The sequence below is a fragment of the Mycoplasma marinum genome, from assembly GCF_004335975.1.
Taxonomy (GTDB): domain Bacteria; phylum Bacillota_I; class Bacilli_A; order Mycoplasmatales; family Metamycoplasmataceae; genus Mycoplasma_K; species Mycoplasma_K marinum.
Window position 1 is genome coordinate 19,327 of sequence record NZ_PSZO01000003.1, and the last position, 16,540, is coordinate 35,866.

Annotated in this window: 11 protein-coding genes and 3 tRNA genes; all 14 read right to left on the minus strand. The window is 26.2% G+C overall.

Annotation, left to right across the window (positions count from 1 at the left end):
• Positions 1–20: 20 nt before the first annotated feature.
• Complete coding sequence (locus C4B24_RS00905; RefSeq protein WP_131598449.1) at positions 21–8,825, minus strand: hypothetical protein; 8,805 nt, start codon at positions 8,823–8,825, stop codon at positions 21–23.
• 69 nt (positions 8,826–8,894) lie between these two features.
• A tRNA-Ser gene (locus C4B24_RS00910) sits at positions 8,895–8,987 on the minus strand.
• A 749-nt stretch (positions 8,988–9,736) separates the two neighbouring features.
• Positions 9,737–9,813 (minus strand) — tRNA-Ala (locus C4B24_RS00915).
• Between the two features lie 26 nt (positions 9,814–9,839).
• A tRNA-Ile gene (locus tag C4B24_RS00920) sits at positions 9,840–9,916 on the minus strand.
• 276 nt (positions 9,917–10,192) lie between these two features.
• Positions 10,193–10,585: a 30S ribosomal protein S9 gene (gene rpsI / locus C4B24_RS00925; RefSeq protein WP_131598451.1), complete on the minus strand. Its 393-nt coding sequence runs from the start codon at positions 10,583–10,585 to the stop codon at positions 10,193–10,195.
• Positions 10,585–11,019: a 50S ribosomal protein L13 gene (gene rplM / locus C4B24_RS00930; RefSeq protein WP_131598453.1), complete on the minus strand. Its 435-nt coding sequence runs from the start codon at positions 11,017–11,019 to the stop codon at positions 10,585–10,587. The genes rpsI and rplM overlap by 1 nt, the downstream gene beginning before the upstream one ends.
• Positions 11,020–11,179: 160 nt before the next feature.
• The gene (locus C4B24_RS00935) at positions 11,180–11,845 is read right to left on the minus strand and encodes a 16S rRNA (uracil(1498)-N(3))-methyltransferase (protein WP_131598455.1); all 666 of its coding nucleotides are present in this window, start codon (positions 11,843–11,845) and stop codon (positions 11,180–11,182) included.
• A 49-nt stretch (positions 11,846–11,894) separates the two neighbouring features.
• Complete coding sequence (locus tag C4B24_RS00940; RefSeq protein WP_131598457.1) at positions 11,895–12,725, minus strand: energy-coupling factor transporter transmembrane component T family protein; 831 nt, start codon at positions 12,723–12,725, stop codon at positions 11,895–11,897.
• Between the two features lie 9 nt (positions 12,726–12,734).
• Positions 12,735–13,640, minus strand: coding sequence for an energy-coupling factor transporter ATPase (locus tag C4B24_RS00945; RefSeq protein WP_131598459.1), 906 nt, complete (start codon positions 13,638–13,640; stop codon positions 12,735–12,737).
• The gene (locus C4B24_RS00950; RefSeq protein ID WP_131598461.1) at positions 13,631–14,428 is read right to left on the minus strand and encodes an energy-coupling factor transporter ATPase; all 798 of its coding nucleotides are present in this window, start codon (positions 14,426–14,428) and stop codon (positions 13,631–13,633) included. Before C4B24_RS00950 ends, C4B24_RS00945 begins: the two co-directional genes overlap by 10 nt.
• 39 nt (positions 14,429–14,467) lie before the next feature.
• A complete protein-coding gene (gene hpt / locus C4B24_RS00955) occupies positions 14,468–15,013 on the minus strand; it encodes a hypoxanthine phosphoribosyltransferase (RefSeq protein ID WP_131598463.1) in 546 nt (181 codons plus the stop codon).
• 56 nt (positions 15,014–15,069) lie between these two features.
• Entirely contained in the window at positions 15,070–15,540 is a 471-nt protein-coding gene (greA, locus tag C4B24_RS00960; protein ID WP_131598465.1) for a transcription elongation factor GreA, read from the minus strand.
• A gap of 52 nt (positions 15,541–15,592) precedes the next feature.
• Complete coding sequence (locus tag C4B24_RS00965; protein ID WP_131598467.1) at positions 15,593–16,273, minus strand: BC85_0335 family putative methyltransferase; 681 nt, start codon at positions 16,271–16,273, stop codon at positions 15,593–15,595.
• A complete protein-coding gene (locus C4B24_RS00970) occupies positions 16,266–16,535 on the minus strand; it encodes a DUF1292 domain-containing protein (protein WP_131598469.1) in 270 nt (89 codons plus the stop codon). The genes C4B24_RS00965 and C4B24_RS00970 overlap by 8 nt, the downstream gene beginning before the upstream one ends.
• Between the last annotated feature and the right edge of the window lie 5 nt (positions 16,536–16,540).

The window sequence follows — 16,540 nt, forward strand, 5'->3', positions numbered from 1 at the left end:
CAATGCAGAACCAGAATCATTTATGAATTTATTTTCGTTAAATAAATTAGAATTAATTTAATTGAACCATCCGCATATGTTAATTTAATTTCTTCCTTGAATTTATCGTTTTTCACTATTTCTGGATCAAATATTAAACCATTTTTATCAATCTTTAATATTACTCTATCGCTAAAAATTATCCCATCTATTTTATTCAATAAATTAGAAGCTTTAATTTCATTAGTAGAAATTTCATTAGTAAATTCCCTGTGTGAAGATGAATCCATGAATGAAATAATGTAACCATTTTTTGCCCTTATTTTTAGGTAAACAACATCACCATTCGAAAGATTTTTTGGTAAGTATTTTTGGTTACTTCACGAATTTGCTCCTTGTCTTTTTACAAAATAAGTCACATCAATCTTATTGATATCATGCAATCAATTCATAACAATTGAAGCAGTTCCGTTTGTTTTTCCTTCTATTTGTATTTTATTAGGAACTTGAATACCAACTATTTCATGCATTCCAGAAATAACAAAAGAAGTTGTAATATTCTGTGTTAGTGTTCCGTTAGGCAATAGGATAATTTTATTTTGTGTGTCTCTAAGAAGTAAAGAAATAGTTATACGCTGATTATTTTTAACGATAAGTTTAGTAGCCGGGTTAACATATTCTTTACCATCAATATAAACGTGTACATCAATTCCAAGTTTATTATAGTAATCAACTGTATGTGGTAATAAAATACAATCTATACCTGATATAGAAAATGGAATTTTTGAATTTAAAATTGGTGTTTTTGATAATATTAATTTATCAATTTTATTTAATTTTATTTCTGTTTTATTTATATTTGATGCAGTAAAAATATAATCCCTACTCAATTCATTTACATAATTTTTATTCTGGTTATTGATATTAAATACAAATCCTGACTTAGTATTTATTTTTAGTTTAATTTTATCACCTATGTTAAATTTACCTGTTTTACCAACTTTTTTTAATAGATTAATAAATTCATCGTATGTAAGGTTAGTCCCACTTTCTAAAATATTATTTGAGTCATAAAATGTTATTGTAAACAATAAATTACTCTCATCTCTTTTTCAGTCAGAACCTAATATATTATTGATATTAAATAGTATAAAGAAAGTATTTTTGCTCTTTTTATATGAGAAATCCCTCGAAGATAACTCTTTAGCGCTGATTGATTTTGAAATATTTTTTATTTTGAATGATGTATTCAAACCTTTTTCATAAATGGCATTATTTTCATCCCTAATTATATTATTTGGCACATTAGTTATAAAGTTAAAAATAATGTTTTGCCCATTTTCAATATTGAAAGAATTATTTTCCAATCACTCAAATGCTTTAGCACCATTTTCTTTTTCTTTTTTAAGGATAACGTGTCCCTGAGAATCAACGATAGAAATGCTAACCAATAAATTCTTTGGAAGATTTTTTAATGAACTAATAGATGATAAATCTATGTTTTTATCAACACCCCTTATTGAAGAAGAAACTAATGTTTTTAATATTCAATTCGGGAAATTTATTGTTTCCCTAATATTCTCTAATGATATATTTTCGATAAATAATTGTTTTGTGGTATTTTGGAAATATTTAGGTTTCTTAGAATTATTAACATTACTTAAATCAAATATTTTTTCACCGTTCTTATTATTTTCCTCTCAAATTGATGCATATATAACTACATTATAATATTTGGATAAACCATTAATCTCATCACGTAATAATTTTCAATTAATTGTTTGAATACTAGATTTTTTTCATCCAAAAATATCGTCAATACTTCTAATTAATTTATTGTCAGAGTCATAAATATTAATTGAATAATAAAAATCTTTTTGAGGAGAAAGTGGAAAGTATTTTTCAGCATTTTTGAAATCAGCTGAAATAGAGCCTTTAAATGATTGAGAACTAACTATTACATCACTACCAGAGGCATTTCAAATACTTGGAGGATTAATTTTTTTCAGTGCAAAATTAAAGTCTATATCTCTTGTAATTTTATTTGAATTTATTGAATTTATCAATTTATCATCTTCTACAATAAATTCTACATTTTTTGTATTAGATATTACTTCTTGTTCAATTTTAGATATTTTTTGAGCATCTAAGATGCTTATATCTCCAAAATTATAATTTAAGATTCAAACTCCATTCTCTTTTGTTAAATAGAAGCCTTTTTTATTTGCATCGGCAACATATGATAATTTCATATTATCAAGAATATTACCTTTATCATCAATAAAATTGAAGGAAGTACTTATAAATCCTTTTCTAATTAAATTAATAAATTCATCAGTTTGGTTTTGTAGGGTATTTTTTAATTCATAATGCTTTAAAACATTAAATTTATTAGACACTTCTAGATTCCCAAAATCTGTATCACTATAAATTGTTGGGAATTTACTTATGGCTTCTTTATTAATTATTATTTTATTTGGAAATAAAATATTCAAGGGATCTGAATCATCATATAATTTGTAATTATTTTCATCTTTTGGAGTTAATACAATTTGAATTGTATCTCCAATATTTAAGTAATTTATATCTAAAGGATTTCTAGAAAATAATACACCTTTTTTTAATTCGCCCACACTGTATTTAAACACTTTACCCGTAAAGGTATTTTTTATAAATATTGTCATGATAAGTTTATCATTTTTTAAATTGCTAATCATTGAATCTAATTCTGATGTTTCTTTCAATAAAACTTTGTCTTTAAAAATAACTTTGCTAATCAATTCTTTTTGAGTAATGTATTTATTATAAATATTTTGAGAAATACCATTAGGCAAATCATTAACAATTATTGATTTTGAATAAACATCATTTGGGTTTGTTACTAAAATACCGTTACTATCCAATAACATTGTTGATGGATCAATTATATATTTGTTATGATCTGGATCAATTATAAACTTAACTTTTTCGCCATTTGAAATCGGAGTTTGCAAAATTCTATTATTAAAATCAAGTGTTTCAATAAAACCACCTTTGTGTTCCACAATAATTCTTATACCATTAGGGCCTAATAATGCTTTCTTATTTTCAAAAATTTGAAAAACATTATCAATAATTGTATGAATACCAGATATACCTTCAACTATTGGAATTATAGGTCTTATGATATTATTGCTATCAAAGAAATCAGTATACAATGTTGTTATTGGTGTTTTCGACCTAATATTTACAAAGTCAACAGGAGAAGTGCTATTTCCAAAATTAACCCCAAACAAACTAACCAAATCTATTGAATAATAATAGCCATTTATTATTTTTAAATTTTTAACTAATATATCATTTAATTCATTGTTACTTTTAAACTTCGTCTTTAAATTAAAAAATGTTAACTTTTTATTATTCTGATCATAAATATTTAAGCGCATTGCTCAAGGTTGATGTGAAGTTTTAAAATCAAAATTTCTAGGTAAAAGCGAAGAATCTACATATATATTTTTTATTTTAAGATTACCATTGTTTTCAATTCCAAATAAACTAGAGTTGAACTTTATTTTAGTGCCAGCATCAATATTGCTAATATAAATTTTTGGAGTAATTTTTGGAGCAACATATGTTTTAGACACACTTTTTGGACCGCTATCAAAAATATCATCATTTCATCAAATAAGATTATTTCTAGTTATTTTAACTTTAACAACATCATTAGGTATTAAGTCATAAATTTTAAAATTACTACTATTGGAAGAATTGACTTTCAAGGATTTTATTTTTTTATTTTTTCTTTCCACTTCAATAGTTATTTGTTCGCCCATTTTAGTAAGTTCTCTTCAATTAATTTTTGTACCAAATATTTCATGCTTTAAATTATTGCTGTCTTCTATGAAAGCATGCTCAACTTCTGGCAAAATCGGAATATTAACTTTAGTTGGTAAAGTATCAATTTTGAAATATCTAATATATTTATTTGAGAAATTTGAGAATAATTTGTTTTTAGATTTTTCTAAAATTTTGATAACTAAATAATCACCTTCTTTGAAGTCAAAATAATTACTTGTTAAATTTGTGTAATCAATCAACCCAGTTTTATTTTTTAAACTATATGGTTTTAACGAATCAATATTACCATCAAAGTTATAATTTTTCTCAATATGCGCTATTTTTATATTTGCATTTTTCAAAATAGGTAAATTATCAATAATTTTCCCGTTTGCAAAAACTATTTTACCATTATAACCAATTAATGAAATGTTTGTAATAGGTGTTATGTTTTCAATGTTATTTTTATTAATAACTCCTGAAACAACACCACTTTTAGATAAATTAAAAGGTATAGAAAACCCATTTTCACTTGTATTTCAATAATGTTGCTTGTTGGGTTTTATTAAAATCTCATATTTTTGACCATTTTCAATCTCAAAAGAACCAATTTCATTATTTTGATAACTTAACTTACCATCAATAATTTCGTAAATATTTCCGGCAATCATAATTTTCAAATCATAGCCTTGTTTTATAATATTTTGCAGATTATTATTGTCAATATTAACTATACCAAATTCATTTGCAAATCATTCTATTCTTGGAATCACATTTATTGTTTTAGAGTCAATATTTATAGATACTAATTTATCTTTATTGTTATCTTTATTATATATTAATTCCTTTGAAAAGAATTCGTGTTGAGCTTGCTTATAATAGTCATTAATATTACCAAATGCAAAACCATTTTCAGGATCAATTTTAAATATCGCAAAAGATCCTACATATAATTTATCTGGCATATTAGAAAGATTCCCAAAAATAACCTCTTTTTCATTTGAGTTATTAAATGATTTTAAAGTAAGGCTTATTTTAAAATTATATTGACTTTGTAATTTAATTAAATCAGTTTTATCAAACGAATAGAAATTTTTACCCAATTGTGAATCAAATTGAGTCTTTTCAGATATAGCCTTTTGAATCTTATTCTTAATTTGGTTTGCGTAAATACCAATCGGAGTAGATTTACCAATTTGAACCACATCGGATACGGTGAAAGATAATAGCGGTAGCTTCTCAACTTTAGTATTTTGTCCGTAGCTAATAGTTTGATAACCAATACCTTTTGCGTATATTGTTATAATACTTTTATTTGATATGGAGTTTATTTTTTGAAACTCTTCCAAATTGTAAAAAGTGATTTTATTATTAACATTAACGCTGATAATTATTTCAATATTACTAGATGTATTGTCAATCATTTTTAAAGTTGACATAAAATCATTTGATGGTTTTGCTAGAAAATCAGTTCCTAAAAAGTTTATATTTCAAGTTGAATAATTATTAATGTAATTACTAATATTTGGTATTTGTTTTAATAAACTTAAATCTTTGGTATCAACAAGACCACTAACTACATTCATTGGTATTGAAAAACTATTTCCATAATCAATTAACTGATTATTTATATTTGTTTTTACTATATTATCAATAGGTGATTTTGTATTAAAAATTACAAATATTTTATCCCCATTTTCTAAATTTTTTGGTTCACTAATGAAAAAATACTTTTTCCCATCTTTTTTTACCACTTGATACCTAATAGTTAATTTATCGCTATATTTTATATCAGGCAATTTTAAAATACCATGTTTATTAATACCTAAAATTTTAACTCTATTTATGGGTAGGTATATATTATCAGCTGATATATTATCACCAACACCATTGTTAAATATACTCATATCTAAATTTATAGGTATTGAATATTTTCCATTTTCGAAAATTCCATTATCACTTCTTATAACTCTAAATTTTATATTTTTAGTATCTCTAATTTCAGAGAATTTTAGATTTGAACTTGGTAGTCATACTTTATTTAATTCATCATAAATTTGTAATTTATACTCTCCTGAATGTGTTTTTCAACTAAATGTTTGTTGGTTTAAAATAAAATTCGCATTTTTATATTCATACCTTCTCCAATCGGAAGAGTAATTCTCCCCTAAATTAAAGGCAATTCTTTTTTCAGCTTCTTTTTTAATAGCTCCAGTTTTAGAAGGGTTGAATTTTTCTAATGAATAAAATTGATTTTTACCATTCAGTATAAATTCGCCAATAAATTTTCCATTTTGTTTTGCAAAATTATTATTATATTCATAGTAATTAGGACCTGTTTTAATTTTTATGAATTTTATGAAATGTGGTTTGCCATCTTTGAATTTGAACTTAAATTGAATAAAACCTTCTACACGTGCGGCATCAAATGAATTATTTGATCCATATTTTGTGGGGGTGTTATGAAGACCTAAAGAAGACAATCCACGGTCATTTAATCCGTCATCACCTAAAATTGTTTCTAGATAATTATTATCATAGTTAGAATTTTCCCTATTAAATTCATGGACCCCATTTTGATTAATTTCTCATGGTATTTCTTTATCATTTTCATCAATAAAAACAATTGAACCAAGTGCATTTTTATTTCAACGATTGTTAGCAAAAATAGGCAAATTAATATTACCATTATATATTTCCCCAAGTTCCTTTAAAGTTTTTGCATTTATAATATTTGATTGACTATTATTTAAACTAGTTGTCCAAAAGTTAGCTTTATCTTTTCCTAGATAAATTCACTGATCCTTATATTTAAAATCTTTATACGTACCTCCATTAGGGGGTCACCTATATGTAATTTTATCTGCATCACCTAATCCATCATGAGAAGTAGTGAAATTACTAGTTTTGCTTGTAAATTCAATACCTTTGTAGTTTATAAATTTAAATTTTGGATTTGTTTTTTCTTGCCCTCATGTCATTCATGAAATATTTTTGATAACTGTTGGGCTATTTAATTTAATTAATAGAGAGGGGATAATTCCATTTCTATATCAATATCCAGTTGATAAAAATCTATTATCAGATTTTTTTGATGCGAATGCTCCATGTGGGGCTCTTCAATATTTATCGTATGTTACAATGTCGTTATCAGGGTCTTTATCATTATTCATCTTATCCATTGAAAGCTTCATATCTCAAATTCCATCAGTTAAAATTTCATGAATATCTTTTAAATCTTGTTTATTTGCCCTTCAACGATTACCAGAATAAACTGAAGAAACAACACTATAATCAACATTCTTATTATTTTTATCAGTTATTTTAAATTCGGATAAAGCTTTACCTTTTGCATATTTCCAAGAAGGTATAGTTAATTTTATATACTCAACATCACCCATAAATTCAAGAGAAGTGTGAGATTCAGCTTTAGTTGTGGATAATCCAATATCACCTTTATTAAAAGAAAATTTCATTATTTTTTTCCTAAAATTATAATCACTATATATATTTTGTTGTTGTGTATTATTTATTTTATTCAATCAATAACCATTTTTAGTTCTAACTCTTAAAGCAAAATTAACATCGTTATTACTACTTATATTATTCAGATTAATTGAAATTTTCTTAATTTTTTTATTGAAATAATCATAAGGATTAAATTGAATTCAATCATTATTTATTTTATGATTATTTCAAGAAGCTATACCATCTACTTCAACTTGATACTTATATTCGAATATTATATTTTGATAATCAATTTGATTTATAATATTTACTCCATTTTCAAATAATTTTTCATAGTTTAAATAGGCAATATTTTGATTTTTGATACCTTCAAAAGGAGAATTAATAGGAAAAATGAAGTTTACCATTTTATAATTTGGTTCTTTTTTTGAAAAAGCAAAAGTATCTTCTTTTAATTTTACTTCTCCAATTTTTCTAATAAAATTATTGGATAATAATTCATTAAAAAAGGTAGAAGGTTTATTATTTAAATCCTTGATGTTAATATTATCGGACAAGACTAATATATTATATATACCATCATACGAACCATTAGCACTACCAACACTAATTTTATTTTCTTTGAAGGTTTCGATTCCATTCAAAATATTATTTCATTGACCTTTATAAAAAATTGTTGTATAACCTTTTTGTAATTCTGCTTTTGAGTAATTCCATTCTTTAAATCAATATTTATTAGATGTTTTAGAAGTTAAGAATCATTCTGTAGGTTGATTATCAATAGTACCAATAGTTAGCATATTGCTTACAATTGAATTTTCTTTAAATTGTGGTTTTTTAGAAACTCATTCCTGACCTTGATCATTTATAACTCTAATAGAAAAGTTTAAATCTTTTAAAGAACTAGAATATAGTGCAATGGAAGATATGTACTCTGGATTGTACAATTTTAGTCCAAGGTCTTGATAAACATCTGAATTTTTAGAAAATATAATTGAAGTTTTATCATTTAAATTATTTTCAAAATTTATTTTCCCTGTTTTTCCATCCCTTAAGACATTGTTTAAATTTTTTCACGAGTTTGTTTCTTTTGTAATTTTGTTATTATCAATTGAACCACCTTGTTTTTTAACTACATAAGATATATTCTCATTTTTTGCATTTAAAAGAGAAATCTCTGAAATATTTAAATATTTTGAAGAATTATTATTTATACCTTCAAAATATATTTCTGAAATTTTACCTAGATTATTAAGTGAAATAGTTTGGAGGTTTCTATTATGATTTTGTACTAAGTCACTTTCAGAATTTATATTATTAATATTTTGAGGGATTTCCTTATATTTAAATGGCGTATTATTTTGATTTCCATCAATAAAATCCTTATTAACTAATTTTGACATTGAGGAAGTTTTAGAGTAATTAATATCAGGATGCAAAATTTTCGAGTAATTTGGGCCTTGCAATATTAAAGAAAAGAGCGATAGTAAAACTACTATCGATACAAAGGAAAATTTTGTAAAAATTTTCTTTAAAATTATTGAAATTCTTTTAAATATCATATATAAATTATAATACTAAATATTTATATTTTTATGAAAAATACAACCTTTAAGGTTGTATTTAACAAATGGCGGGCAAAGAGGGATTCGAACCCCCGCGGATCGTTAAACCCCTGCTGGTTTTCGAGACCAGTCCCTTCAGCCGAACTTGGGTATTTGCCCACGATATATCTAGTAATTTATTCAATTACTAATTAATTAAATATTAAAATTAAATTATCTCTAAAATTTGAATCAACATAATATTCTATTTTATTATATATAAAAGAAATACATTCAAATCAATTATTTAAAAAGAAAACAAAGTTAATTTACTTAAAAGTATTTTATATTATTAAATAAGTATTCGGTTATTAATAAAAGAAATAACACTATTTGAAAAAATATTTTAATTTCAGTCCAAAACCTTTCAAGTTGTACCCAATTATTAGCATATATCAATAATCAAGATATTGTTTTATAATTCTAATCTAAATAGCGTAAATACTCATTCCCGACTTTAACCAATGCAAAACCCAACATACTATAACTCAATAGATTTTATCTAGTATTTTAAATAAATTCAGATTATTACACTTTATATAATTCATGCCATTGTGCATTCCAATAAATTTGAACCATTTAAGCTATTTTAACAATTATTATCGACAAAATGAATATTATACTTTATTCTATGTATTACGTAGATTACAAGTCTCTAAAAAGTGAATTGATATGTTTTTATTATGTAATCTGGAAATTTGTTTGTTGATTTTTATATGCTTGCATAAATTATAAATCTTCTCATTCAAAATACGTAGTGATAACTTTTCAATACATTTTATTAACAGGAAATGTTTCAATTGCTTTTGATCTATTTAATACTTTAAAAAAGGAAAGAAAAAGTTAACCTTTAAGTTAACTTAAACATATGGTGGAGAGGATGGGGATCGAACCCACTACCTCCTGCGTGCAAGGCAGGCGCTCTAGCCAGATGAGCTACCCCCCCATAAAAAAACATCCTGATGGATGATATGGTGCGAACGAATGGAATCGAACCATCGACCTCACGATTATCAGTCGTGTGCTCTAACCAGCTGAGCTACGCTCGCAAATATTATTTGCAACAATGTGTGCTTAAATATAATAACATATATTAGGCAAAATTATCCTACTTTTTTTGTTTTATTTAAAAGTTTTTTTCTTTCGATACAAAAAAACGCAATTACACGCTAAAAAATGGGTAATTAGTAGCTTATAAGGCATTTCAAACAAAGTAAAATATACAAATAAATATCAAATATTCAAACTTTTTTTCAATAAAAAAAATACTCTTTTATTAGAGAGTATTTTTAAATTCAATATAATTATTTTTATATATAAATATATTAACGTTTTGAGAATTGTCTTGCTCTACGAGCTTTTCTAAGACCTGGTTTTTTACGTTCTTTAATACGTGCATCTCTTGTTAATAATCCAGCTTTTTTAAGAGTTGGTCTATAATCTGCTGAAGCTTCAAGTAAAGCTCTTGCAATACCTAATCTAATAGCTGAAGCTTGTCCTGAAAGTCCTCCACCTTTAACATTAACTCTAATATCAAAAGTACCTTTTGTTTCAGTTGTTACAAGCGCTTGTTCAGCATCTTGTAAAAGAATTGTTGACATCAAGTAATCTAATGAATCTCTACCATTAATTTTGAATTCACCTTTACCTGGTTTAATAATAACTCTTGCTGTTGAAGATTTACGTCTTCCTAGTCCTCTATATTCTACGTTTGCCATTATTTTACCTCCAATGTTTTAGGTTGTTGTGCTTCTTGTTTGTGTTTTGGTCCTGCATAAACAAATAAGTTTCTTCTTTGTTTATCTCCAAGTTTAGTATGTGGAAGCATACCTTGAATAGCTTTTTCTACCATTGCAGTAGGTTTTTTCTTTCTAAGTTCAGCTGCATTAATTGTTTTTAATCCACCTGGATACATTGAGTGTGAGTAGTAAATTTTATCTTCTTCTTTATTAGCAGTAAGAACTACTTTTTCAGCATTGATAACAATAATGTAATCTCCACAATCTACATTAGGTGTAAATGTAGGTTTATTTTTTCCACGTAAATATGTAGCAGCAAGTGTTGCTAATCTACCAAGTGTTTGACCTTCAGCGTCAATTACGAATCAGTCTTTTTTAACTTCTTGATGTTTAACGATTGTTGTTTGTCTCATATCGATCTCCTATTTTTTCTATATTTCTTAATAATTTGTGTTTTGATAATATTTAGTTTTAATATTTTGTCAACTTTTAATATTTTATTTGCGATGTTGTGAACCGCAACTCAACTATGTAATACGCTTATGTATTATAACAAAAAAGATACTTTTTAAACTAATTAATTCTACTAAGTATATAAATACTTGCAGTTTCTGCTCTTAATATTCTTTTTCCTAAAGAAATATTTTCGAATTTAGCATTTTCAGCCAACTGAACTTCTTCATCGGTAAATCCACCTTCTGGACCAATTAAAAATAAAGATTTTGGCTTAAAAGATGTCTTAATTGCAGTTTTTGTCTTTTCATGAGCAATATATTTATTTTCAATTTTAATAGTTAAAACCTCTTTAAAACTGATTGGTTCAGTTACTGTTAAGGGAACATTCCTAAAAGACTGCTCACATGCATTTTTAGCAATTTGATTTCATCTTTCGATCTTTTTTGAAATATTATTACCTAGTTTTTGTTCTACTCTTTTTGTTAAAACAGGAATAATCTTTGTGGCTCCTAGTTCAGCTGCTTTTTGAATCATCCATTCAAATCTTTTTGTATTAATAATAGCAGCAGCTATTACCACTTCACCATCATGTTCATGGTCTTCTTCTAATTTTTCCAAAATCTTAGCCATGTCATTTTCAAGTTCGCATATGTAAAACTTGCCTTCAAAAATGCAAATGAATTTTTCTCTTGATATACGAGCAACCTTCATATGCTTTAGTGTTTCAGAACTTATTTCAAAGTGAGTCTCTTCAATTTTATTATTAACAAAAAATCTAAACATATTAAAAAAATTATAAATAAAAAAAATGAAATAATTCATTTAATTATTATTAATATGGTAATGGTATTGGATTAATGCCACATCTCCCCAGAATTACTCACGTTAATAATAGTAAAACTGCTAAAAAAGTTGAAACATCAAATCATTTTATAGAATATTTTCTATAACGTGTTCTCTTTGCATAAGGATCATAACCCCTTGTTTCCATAGCATTTCCTAAATCTTCAGCTTTTGAGAAGGAAGTAACAAATAAAGGGATTATTAATGTCACTGTTGATTTGACCTTAGATTTAAATCCGCCATTTTTGAAATCAACACCACGCGATGCTTGTGCTTTCATAATCCTTTGTGACTCTTCTAATAATGTAGGTATAAATCTAAGTGCTATAGCAATTATCATAGCAATTATATGAACAGGAAATTTAACAATCTTAAGTGGTAGCATTAAATCTTCCAAGCCCCTTGTTAAATCAATTGGTTTAGTTGTAGAGGTTAATATAGTAGTAACTACAATCATGAAATAAACCCTTACAGCAATTATTAATGTTCTATCAAGTGCCTCACCTGATATGTGAATTTTCCAGTAATTTATAGTTTGAAACCATTGATATGTTGGTTTATCAATAATAAAAATATTAATAATGAATAAAAATACCATAATCACCACAACAGGTTTAAGCATAGAAATTAATTTTTTAAGTGGTAATTTTGCTAATACATACGTTAATAATATTGGAGCAAAAGCAATTCCAAATGCAACATAGCTTCTTGTTAGAAATATAATAACTATCAAAACAACATTACAAAATAACTTAATCCTTGGATCAAGTCTATGTATGACTGTATTATTTGGTATATATTTCCCTACTGTTAATTCCATTTTACTCCTTTATTCATTATTCGAATTTAACACTTGGACTAAATCTTCAAGTGTTTTTACTTTTGGTATTTTCATACCCTTACTCTCTAATTTATTGACAAAATCCAATAATTTAGGTGGTTCTAAATCATTTTTAAGTAAGCAATCAACATCCTTCAAAACCGTGTAAGAATCATCAAATTTAATTAATTCTCCTTTTGCAAACATCATTGTGTAATCTGTGTGTGCTAGTGCATCATCTAAATTATGCGTAACAATTATTATAGTTTTACCATCTTTATGGAGTTTATCGAAAATACCTAATATTTCTTGCGATCCTTGTGGGTCTAAACCGGCTGTTGGTTCATCAAAAACTAATACTTCTGGTTCCATTGCTAAAATACCAGCCAAGGCGACACGTCTTTTTTGACCGCCTGATAATGCAAATGGTGATTTTTCAAGATATTCACTATCTAGACCAACTATTTTCAAATACTTTGCAGCAAGTTGCTTAGCTTCTTCTTTTTTAATCCCCATTGTTATTGGACCAAACATAATATCTTTTTCAATTGTTTCTTCAAATAATTGGTATTCAGCAAATTGGAAAACAATACCTATTCTTTTTCTAATTTCCTTAATATTTTTTATTTTTCTTTTTGATGCTTTGATATCTTTTTCTATGATAACAAAAGGTTCAAGTTCCCTAGTTTTTTTACTTTGATTTTCAGCTTTATACTTTAAGTTAATATTACCTTCTGTTGGTAATAAAAGTGCATTAAGATGTTCAATGTAAGTTGTTTTACCTGAACCTGTATGACCAATAATAGAAATTGATTGACCTTGTTCTATAATTGATGTTACACTTTTCAAAGCTTGAAACTCTTGAGGTTGACCTTTGTCAAAAGTATGTGATAATTTAATAGTTTTTATTTGCATAATTCACCAATTAATTCTTTCTCATTATAGGTTGGTTTTATGTTTTTAATTTGTGAAGATATTTTATAAATGAATGGCGCATCAATTTTAGCTAAATTAACAATCTCTTTGTTATTTAAAATCTCGCTAGGTTTCCCAGATGCTATTAATTCTCCTTGTGAAAAAACAAGTATTTCATCAGCCATGATCGCTTCATCCATATTATGAGTAATGGAAATTAGTGTTTTTTGACGTGTAGATTGGATTTCTCTTATTAACTCTAGAACTTCTCTCTTGCCTTTAGGATCTAACATTGAAGTAACTTCATCAAAAATAATAACTTCAGGATCCAACGCCAGTGTAGATGCAATAGCAACTCTTTGTTTTTGACCACCAGATAATGTTTGTGGTTCTCGTTCTAAAAATGATCCCATCCCCACTTTTTCAGAAAGTTCTGCAACCACTTTCTTCATCTCTTCTCTTCTTAATCTTTTATTTTCAAGACCAAAAGCAATATCATCTTCAACAGTAGACCCGATAAATTGATTATCAGGATTTTGAAATACAATTCCTATTTTACTTCTAATTTCTCTTAAAGTTTTCTTAGACATAACGATATCATCAATGATTACGCTGCCTTCTGTTGGTTTATAAAGACCCACTAAAATTTTAGACAAAGTTGATTTACCAGAACCATTATGACCAACAATAGCAATATACTTTCCTCTTGGCATAGTAAAATTAATGTTTGTTAAAGCATTAGAATTTGCATCAGAATATTTAAATGAAAGATTTTTAACTTTTATCATATATAAATTGTATCAAAAATGCGTAAAAAAAATAAGATATTAGACTTCGTCTATCTTATCTTGGTCAAAAATAGCTATAACCGGCAAATTTCTCATTTTTTCCTTAACATCTAAACCATATCCAACTAAAAATGCATCTGGAACAATTAAACCAACTTTATCAGCATGTAAATCTACTTTTCTTCCAGTTGGTTTATCCATTAATGTTATTATTTTTAATGAATTTGGATTTCTTGAAGATAAAGTATCCACTACTGCCTTCAAAGTAATACCAGAATCTATAATGTCTTCAGCAATAAGAATGTCTTTTCCTTTAATATCTTTTTTAAGATCCATAACAATCTTAACATTACCAGTTGATTCTGTTGAACCACCATAAGAAGATACGGTCATGAAATCAATTGATAAATCAACTGTAACATCCATAATTAATCTTGATAAGAATGGAACTGATCCTTTTAATAAACCTACAACAACCAAATCTTTTGAATCCTTATATTCTTCATTAACTCATCCAGCTAATTCTTTTATTTTATTCTCAATTTCTTCTCTTGTATAAATAACTTCTTTTATTCTTGAATCCATATTATTTTCTCCTTAATTTTATTTTGCTAAAAAAGCTAGCATACTAAACTAGCGTATTATTTATTAATACTTACAATTTTAACTTTATATTTTTCTTCAACTTCAACATTTACGATATCACCTTTTGATGAACCTAAAATAGCTTTTGCTAAAGGTGATTCATTAGAAATTTTACCAACAAATGGATTAGCTTCTTGTCTACCAACAATTGAAAATGCTTTAATATTTTTAGTTCTTTGGTCTTGTAATTCTACTTCTGATCCAATTCTAACTTTATCTGTTTTAGAATTTGATTTAATTATTTCAGAGTTTTCAAGAATCGCTTCGATTTGTCTAATACGATCTTCTATTTGACCTTGTTTTTCTCTAGCGGCATCAAATTCAGCATTCTCTGAAAGATCCCCTTGTGCTCTAGCTTCCGCAAGTTCTTCAATAACCTTTGGTCTTTCAATCTCAACTAGTAATTTAATTTCTTCTTCAAGTTTCGCTTTACCTTCTTTTGTAAGCATGTGTAAGTTTTTTTCCATAAGTTTCTCCTTGTGTTACTTTGTAATAGTATTATTTTATCAAATTTTATTATTATTTAGCAGCTATAATAAAACCTTCATGAATTTTTTGATGTTCAAAACGAATACCAATTAATTTTAAATACCTTATCAGATCTTTTTGATCTCTTGTTAATTTTCTGCAATCTGTAATTATTAACATTCCATTTTTATCGACATTTACTCATGTATTATCAAATGAAGTGTTATACTCTTTTGTTCTATTAGAAAGAATTACAAAATCAAATTTATCCTTTAAATTTTTCTTTTCTATTAATTCTACCCTATCTTCGGGAACATTAAATTCAGCTAATAATTCCTTGAATTTATTCAAATCAATAATTGATGACTTAAGAGTTGAAATTTTAGTCTTTGTCTTAAGCGCTAAAGTAATTATTTCATAACCCTCTGTTTCGTTTTCAATTCAAACAGTTTTAAAACCATTTCTTATAATTGTAGTAATGAAATATTCCATAGAAATATCATCTAAAGGATTGTTTATTTTATCCTTTAATTCCCAAATCATTTCTCCAATATCTTTTCTTTCAAAAACAGCTTTATTTTTTTCATCTAAAGCATCCAATTTAATTGCATCTTTAAGAATTATTTTTTTCAACTTTCTAGCTTTTAAGAACAATACCAAAAATACAGTGAATCCAATTGCTAAAACAATGAATACTGACGCAATCAGTATGTACCTTGTAGTATTACTCATCTTCCCCTTCTTCTACATATGTTTCCTGATATTCTTCATAAACCTTTTCAATAAGCGATCATTCATCTTCTTCAACAGATTTAAGCCCACCTTGTTCATCAACCTTAGCGGCAAATAATTGCTCTTGAATTTCATATAAAACAAAATTATCACCATTTGCTTCGAAAGTAAAAAGTATTATTCCTTCAGCCTTTTCTCCATTCTCTAAGACAACCTCAATAATTCTATCTTCATCTAAATTTGTATTTTTATTATTTTCCATAGATT